5 protein-coding genes are annotated in these 7,864 nt (G+C 36.4%); 2 read left to right on the forward strand and 3 right to left on the reverse strand.

Features of this window, described 5'->3' with window-relative positions; translation table 11 throughout:
- Positions 1-86: 86 nt before the first annotated feature.
- The gene (locus BMX64_RS14955; protein ID WP_091174115.1) at positions 87-3,539 is read right to left on the reverse strand and encodes a methylmalonyl-CoA mutase family protein; all 3,453 of its coding nucleotides are present in this window, start codon (positions 3,537-3,539) and stop codon (positions 87-89) included.
- Between the two features lie 311 nt (positions 3,540-3,850).
- Between BMX64_RS14955 and BMX64_RS14960 the strand changes: the two genes are divergently transcribed.
- On the forward strand, positions 3,851-4,558 hold the full coding sequence (locus tag BMX64_RS14960; protein ID WP_091174178.1) for a DUF4197 domain-containing protein: 708 nt from the start codon (positions 3,851-3,853) through the stop codon (positions 4,556-4,558).
- 124 nt (positions 4,559-4,682) lie between these two features.
- Entirely contained in the window at positions 4,683-5,537 is an 855-nt protein-coding gene (gene purU / locus BMX64_RS14965) for a formyltetrahydrofolate deformylase (RefSeq protein WP_091174118.1), read from the forward strand.
- Between the two features lie 252 nt (positions 5,538-5,789).
- Here purU and BMX64_RS14970 read toward each other — a convergent pair whose 3' ends face one another.
- Both BMX64_RS14970 and BMX64_RS14975 read right to left on the reverse strand, forming a co-directional pair.
- On the reverse strand, positions 5,790-6,575 hold the full coding sequence (locus BMX64_RS14970; protein ID WP_091174184.1) for an alpha/beta fold hydrolase: 786 nt from the start codon (positions 6,573-6,575) through the stop codon (positions 5,790-5,792).
- A 179-nt stretch (positions 6,576-6,754) separates the two neighbouring features.
- Positions 6,755-7,555 (reverse strand): ABC transporter substrate-binding protein, encoded by an 801-nt coding sequence (locus BMX64_RS14975; RefSeq protein ID WP_167543072.1) that lies wholly within the window; start codon positions 7,553-7,555, stop codon positions 6,755-6,757.
- Positions 7,556-7,864 lie beyond the last annotated feature (309 nt).

Here is a 7,864-nt window from a genome sequence, read left to right on the forward strand (position 1 = left end):
CTTTTATAAATATTGCAATCAAATCTAGCCCGAAAACGGGTTAAGATGTTCACACTCTTTTTGCGATGCAAAAAGCGGTTCTCTGCTTACATATTTCTTCTATACTGTCCTCCTACTTCAAATAATGCAGAAGTAATTTGTCCCAAAGAACAAACCTTAGTTGCTTCCATTAAATGTTCGAATAAATTTTCGTTTTTAATGGCCGCTTCCTGAAGCGTATTTAAATGCTCATTTACCAAATCTTGATTCGATTGATGTAAATGGTTCAACATATCAATTTGGTATTGTTTTTCTTCTTCCGTAGCGCGAATTACTTCAGCTGGAATCACCGTTGGAGAACCTTTAGAACTCAAGAACGTATTCACTCCAATAATTGGGAATTCACCTGTATGTTTCAAGGTTTCATAATACAAACTTTCTTCCTGAATTTTAGAGCGTTGGTACATCGTTTCCATAGCACCAAGCACTCCGCCACGTTCTGTAATTCTGTCGAATTCCAATAAAACTGCTGCTTCCACTAAATCCGTTAGTTCTTCTATAATGAAAGCACCTTGAATTGGATTTTCGTTTTTGGCTAAACCTAATTCTTTATTAATAATCAACTGAATTGCCATCGCACGACGCACTGATTCTTCCGTAGGCGTGGTGATTGCTTCGTCATACGCATTGGTATGCAACGAATTACAGTTGTCATAAATCGCATACAAAGCTTGCAAAGTCGTACGAATATCATTGAAATCAATTTCCTGTGCATGCAAAGAACGTCCCGAAGTCTGAATGTGGTATTTCAACATTTGCGCACGTTCGTTGGCTCCGTATTTGTTTTTCATGGCTTTCGCCCAAATTTTACGCGCTACACGACCAATAACGGCATATTCAGGATCTACTCCATTCGAAAAGAAGAACGATAAGTTGGGTCCAAAATCGTTGATATTCATACCACGACTCAAATAATATTCCACATATGTGAAACCATTTGATAGTGTGAAAGCCAATTGTGTGATTGGATTCGCTCCCGCTTCAGCAATGTGATATCCTGAGATAGAAACCGAATAGAAATTTCTAACATTCTTAGTAATAAAATATTCCTGTACATCACCCATCAATCGCAACGCAAATTCAGTAGAGAAAATACAAGTATTTTGTGCTTGGTCTTCTTTCAAAATATCCGCCTGAACCGTTCCACGAACTTGAGACAACGTTCTTGCTTTAATTTCGTTATAAACATCCAAAGGCAAAACCTGATCTCCTGTAACGCCTAAAAGCATCAAACCTAAACCGTTATTCCCTTCCGGTAAATCTCCTTGATAATGGGGTCTTTCGACTCCTTTTGCTGCATATATTTTGTTGATTTTTGCTTCAACTTCTTTTTCAAGACCATTTTCTTTGATGTAAAACTCACATTGTTGGTCAATCGCCGCATTCATGAAAAAGCCTAACAACATAGGTGCCGGTCCATTAATCGTCATACTCACCGAAGTCATCGCATGAACCAAATCGAAACCAGAATATAATTTTTTGGCATCATCCAAACAGCAAATAGAAACTCCGGCATTCCCGATTTTTCCATAAATATCAGGACGTACATGTGGATCGTTTCCGTATAAAGTTACACTGTCAAAAGCAGTTGACAATCGTTTTGCAGGCAAACCTGCGCTTACATAATGAAAACGTTTGTTGGTTCTTTCCGGTCCGCCTTCTCCGGCAAACATACGAGAAGGATCTTCTCCTTCGCGTTTGAAAGGATACAATCCTGCCGTAAAAGGAAATTCTCCAGGAACATTTTCCTGCAAACACCAACGTAAAATATCACCCCAAGCTTTGTACTTTGGCAATGCAATTTTCGGGATTTGAGAATGTGAAAGCGACTCCGTATGCGTAGCCATTTTGATTTCCCTGTCACGAACTTTGAACGTATAAACTGGATTTTTGTACTTGTTTACTTTTTCGTCCCAAGTCAAAATAATTTCCCAATTGTACGGATCCAAATCCATTTTTACTTTATCGAATTGATTCAGTAAAAGATTCAAAAATATTTTATCCTCGGCAGCACCCGATTTCTCCAATTCTATAGCTGTTGGCAAAACAGAATCATCATTGATTCCTGCTTTGTTTATTTCAGGTATTTTCTTGGCTACGGTTTCAATCGTTTTGAAAATTCCGTATAATTTCTGGGCAACTTGTTCTTGACTTACAGCCGTAACATCATATTTACGGTTGCTTTCGGCAATTTCAGATAAATAACGCGTTCTGTGAGGCGGAATGACGAAGATTTTTTCGCTCATTTCACGCGTGATTTGAAACGTTGATTTCAAATCAGAATTTGTTTTTTCATGGACTTTATCCATAATCGCTTTGTACAGCGTATTCATTCCTGGATCGTTGAACTGCGAAGCAATGGTCCCGAAAACTGGAAGTGTATCTAAATTTGCATCCCACAGATTATGGTTGCGTTGGTATTGTTTTTTCACATCTCTCAATGCATCAAGAGAACCGCGTTTGTCAAATTTGTTTATCGCTACCAAGTCAGCAAAATCAAGCATGTCGATTTTTTCCAATTGGGTTGCTGCACCAAATTCTGGTGTCATAACGTATAAAGAAACATCAGAGTGATCCATGATTTCCGTATCAGATTGCCCGATTCCGGAAGTCTCCAAGATGATGATATCATAATTTGCCGCTTTAATCACTTGGATTGCATCAGCAACATATTTAGACAAAGCCAAATTCGATTGACGTGTAGCCAATGAACGCATGTAAACACGAGGATTATTGATGGCATTCATTCGGATTCTATCTCCTAATAATGCACCACCCGTTTTACGTTTGGATGGATCTACAGAAATTAATCCGATTGTTTTTTCCGGAAAATCAATTAGAAAACGACGCACTAATTCATCTACCAATGATGATTTTCCTGCTCCGCCCGTTCCTGTAATTCCAAGAACCGGAATCGTACTATTTTCATTCTTTTTTTGGATGGCTTCCAAAGTTTTGGCCGCTACATCAGGAAAATTTTCTGCAGACGAGATGATTCTTGCAATTGCTTTTGGATTTTTTTCTTCCAAATGATTGATTTCATCCGTCAGTTTATCGCCAACCGGATAATCGGATTGTTGTACTAAATCATTGATCATCCCTTGTAATCCCATAGCACGACCGTCATCTGGAGCGTAAATTCTGGTGATTCCGTAAGCTTGTAATTCGGCAATTTCTGAAGGTAGGATTACACCTCCGCCACCACCAAATATCTTGATTTGGCCCGCTCCTTTTTCCTGAAGCAAGTCATACATGTATTTAAAATATTCGTTATGTCCACCTTGATAGGAAGTTATCGCAATGGCATTCGCATCTTCTTGAATCGCGGTGTTGACCACTTCTTCGACACTGCGGTCGTGACCTAAATGAATCACCTCAACACCTGTAGATTGAATAATCCTACGCATGATATTGATTGCCGCATCGTGACCGTCAAAAAGAGCTGCAGCGGTTACAATTCTTACTTTATTGTTAGGGATATATGGTTTTTGTTGTTCCATTTTATGAATATGATAATTTAAGCCTGCAATTTACAATTTTATTTTAAAAATTATTTGATGTTGCTGCTCGTTGTTAATAAATAAGGAAGAATTTTGTTATTTAGCCCCGATTGCAGCGGCATCTCCCGATTTAGAAAAACAAGGCTTTTTTGTAGCCGTAGTTTTTATTTATCGGGAATACAGCGGAAAGCGGGACAAATCGTCATTAATACTACTAAATTTTGTGCTCCTAAAGAATAGTTGGCTTTGTTTTTGAATAAGTAGTATTTTTACAAATGCCGGATGGCGAATTAATTAATAAACAATTTACGATGAAGAAAATTTTAATTGTAGCGGTAGCAATTTCGCTTTCCAGTTGTGCTGAAATGCAACAAGTTATGAATCAATTTCCACAAACGCAAGGAATTGGCGGCGTTGATATTGCAGGTGGATTGAAGGAAGCGTTGAATAATGGGATTTCAAAACAGGTAACCAAACTAACAGCTACCGATGGTTTTTATAGAAATGAAGCCGTAAAAATTTTACTGCCGGAAGAATTGAGAAAAGTAGACGCGGGTTTGAGAAGAATTGGATTGAGTTCTTTGGCTGACGAAGGTTTGAAAGTATTGAATCGTGCTGCTGAAGACGCGGTAAAGGAAGCGACGCCAATATTTGTTGACGCCGTTAGAAACATGACTTTTATGGATGCCAAAACGATTTTGATGGGCAATGAAAGTTCGGCGACGAATTATCTACAAAACAGCACTTCGACGGCTTTGTACGGAAAATTCAATCCGGTGATTAAAAATTCGTTTACTAAAGTAGGTGCCGATAAAGTTTGGACCAACATTATTACAAAATACAACAGCATTCCTCTTGTAAATAAAGTGAATCCTGATTTGACAGATTATGTTACAAACCAAGCACTGAACGGCGTTTTCAAAATGGTTGCCGTTGAAGAGAAAAACATCCGAACGAATCTGAGTGCCAGAACTTCTGTTTTGTTGCAGAAAGTTTTTGCAATGCAGGATAACAAATAGATTGAAATTGGGCTGTTTTTTTCAAACATAAAACAGCCAAATTCAACTTTTTTATAAGTACAAATACATCTAGTTTTGAAAAATACTATTCATTACTAAGAACAAAACTGAAAACAGAACGCTAATGCAAAAAATTACAATCCTAATCCATTGCAAAGATCAAAAAGCAATTATTGCCTCCGTTACGAATTATATTTCGTCCATTGATGGCAATATTATTTATTTAGATCAACATGTTGATGCTGATGAAAATGTATTTTTCATGCGTTTAGAATGTGAATTCAGTGCCAAAAATTGGAATACTGAAGCTATTAAAACTGATTTCCAAGCTAAGTTGGCTGCTCCGTTCAACATGTCGTGGGAAATGTATACTCAAGACGAAAAACCAAGAATGGCTTTGTTTGTTTCTAAATACGACCATTGTTTGTATGATATTTTAGGACGTTACAGCGCTGGTGAATTGCCTCTTGAAATTCCTTTAATCATCAGTAATCATGAGGATTTGAAGTGCGTGGCAGAACGTTTTTCTATACCGTTTCATTATGTTCCTTTCACGAAAGATATAAAAGCGGAAGGCGAACAAAAGCAGTTGGATTTACTGAAGCAATACAATATTGACTTTATTGTTTTGGCGCGCTACATGCAAATTATCACACCCAATTTGATTGCACAATACAAGAATCAAATTATCAATATTCATCACTCTTTTCTTCCGGCGTTTCCTGGGGCAAAACCGTATCATTCCGCTTTTAAGCGCGGTGTAAAAATCATTGGCGCCACCAGCCATTATGTAACCGAAGGATTGGATGAAGGTCCGATTATCGAGCAAGATATTGCCCGAGTTTCGCACAGCCATTCGATAGAGGATTTTATTATGAAAGGACGAGATTTGGAACGCATGGTTTTGGCCAGAGCCATAAAACTGCATGCCGAAAGAAAAACAATGGTTTATGACAATAAAACGGTGGTGTTTTTATAAGAAATAATCCTTTTGAATTCAGTTCTTTAATTCCTTTTGTTTGCTTTATAACCATATAATCTCTAGGACATCAGATAAATTTTAAAAAATAAGAATCCAAAAAAACTTAACGTATGTACAACAAAGTAATAACAAAATCTTAACAGCAAATCGTCCCGTTATGTTTGATCTTTGCAGGGTAATAAACTGGTTATTTATTATTTTGGTTTTGGTTAGTTAAAGAACTGCCTGCATGTATAATGCAGGCATTTTTTATTTGGCCGTATTTATAAAAGAAAGAACCGCATCGTTAAAAGCATTAGGTTGCTCCACATTCACTACATGGCCGCATTTTTCAATCACAAAGAGTTTCGACGATTTATAATGATTCTCCACTACTTTCCGAACCGATGGCAAAAACATATAATCCTCCTCACCCATCACATACAGCGTAGGAATATTCAATTCTACCTGACGGAACCATTTCAGCACCGGGTTTATTTCGGCAGTGAGTTTAAACCATTTGATAAATTCTTTTTGGTATAATTTCTTAGCCTCATTGATAAAAAGAACACGAGACTGCTTGTGACTTTTTTTAGGCATGATGACAAAGGCAAAAAACTTATATAAAACGAGATAAGGCAAAACGTATTTAAACATATTCCCCAATCGCATCAACACTTGAGAACGGAAATTCATCTTCAGGATAGCACCACCCAGAATCATGCTTTGCACGCGTTCCGGATACATTTCAGCCAATTGTCTGATGAGAATGGTACCCAATGAAATACCAACAAAATGTGATTTTTTGATTTTTAGAAAATCTAAGACTTCCAGAATATCATTGGCCAAAGCCGAAAAAGTATATTTCTGTTTGAAAGCCGTCTTTAAACTAGGTTTTGATTCCCCGTGACCCCGCAAATCCAATAACAATACATTATATTGCTTTTTAAAATCACGTATTTGCTTAAACCATATAGACGAACTTCCACCAGCGCCATGAACAAAAGTCACCCATTGGTCACTGTTTTTATTTTCGTAAATGGTATAATTAATCACGTCTTTTTTTTGTAAAAATATAACTTTAATTTTGAATCGCAATCTTAACCAATAATATTGCTTGCGGAATGGTTTCAAAATACAAATTTGAAAAAAAATTCAAAAGAGAATGTCCGATGGAAACGATTCAGAATTACAAAATGCAAACAGAATACAAATTAATCCTCTAGGAATGCGAATTATAATTTTTGATGCATTTTTTTAAAGTAGTCAAACGCTTTTAGTAATCGGCTTCCGTACCAGGAAAACATTTCGCCATCTACAAACACCGTTTTGGCATGATGCGTGTGTCTTCCTATCTCGAATGCATCTTCCTCTTTGAAAGGATACGGTTCTGAAGAAAGAAAAACCAAATCCGGATCACCTTCCAAGCGCATTTTTTTGAGTTCAATTTCGGGATAACGTCCTTTATCCTCGTAGATATTCTGAAAGCGGTTCAGTTTTAGTAATTCATTGATGAAATTATCCGAACCAGCAACCATAAAAGGGTTTTTCCAAATGAAATACGCTGCTTTTTTTACGGGTATATCCTTGACGAAGTTTTTAAAATCGCTCAAGGCAAAAGCCAATTTGTCGTTCCATTTCTGAGACTCAGTTCTGCAATTAAAGAGCTGACCAAAGTCGGTTATCATTTTAAAATTGTCTTCAATCGTGATGATGTTCGTCACCCAAACCGGACAAATTTTACGCAATTCTGCTACTATTTCTTGTGTGTTTTCCTCTTTGTTACAAATGATAATATCCGGTTGCAGCAATCTGATTTTCTCATAATGCACTTTTTTAGTACCACCAACAATTTTTTTCGTGGACTTAAAATGATACGGATGCACACAGAATTTTGTAATTCCAACAATTCGGTCTTCAAGACCTAAATCGTAGAGTAATTCCGTTTGTGAAGGAACCAATGAAATAATACGTTTTGGAGAAGTTTCAAATAAATGAGTTGTTCCTATTTGATCGATTAAAGTTTTTTGTTTCAAGTTTAATATTTAAAGTGTTAAAGCATCAATTGACCGCTTTTTTACCATTAAGAAATTAAGAAAAATTACGTTTTTAAATACTGTAAATAATTAAAAGCCAGATCCAAAATAAAATTCAAAATATATAAGCCCATTTAAGTTGCGAAATCTTCAAATCGGTTATCTTATAGGTCCTTATATTCCTTATATGGTTAACCAATATTATGCTTTTTTGCCATTAAGAAATTAAGAAAAATTACGTTTTAGAAAAAATAAATAATTAAAAACCAGCTCCAAAACAAAATTCAAAACATATAAGCTCATTTAAGT

The sequence above is a fragment of the Flavobacterium sinopsychrotolerans genome, assembly GCF_900110375.1.
Lineage (GTDB): Bacteria > Bacteroidota > Bacteroidia > Flavobacteriales > Flavobacteriaceae > Flavobacterium > Flavobacterium sinopsychrotolerans.

Bases quoted from the DNA above. Each gene is read 5' to 3' on its own strand.
- BMX64_RS14955 (WP_091174115.1), bottom strand. From the start codon at position 3,539: ATGGAACAACAAAAACCATATATCCCTAACAATAAAGTAAGAATTGTA.
- BMX64_RS14960 (WP_091174178.1), top strand. From the start codon at position 3,851: ATGAAGAAAATTTTAATTGTAGCGGTAGCAATTTCGCTTTCCAGTTGT.
- purU (WP_091174118.1), top strand. From the start codon at position 4,683: ATGCAAAAAATTACAATCCTAATCCATTGCAAAGATCAAAAAGCAATT.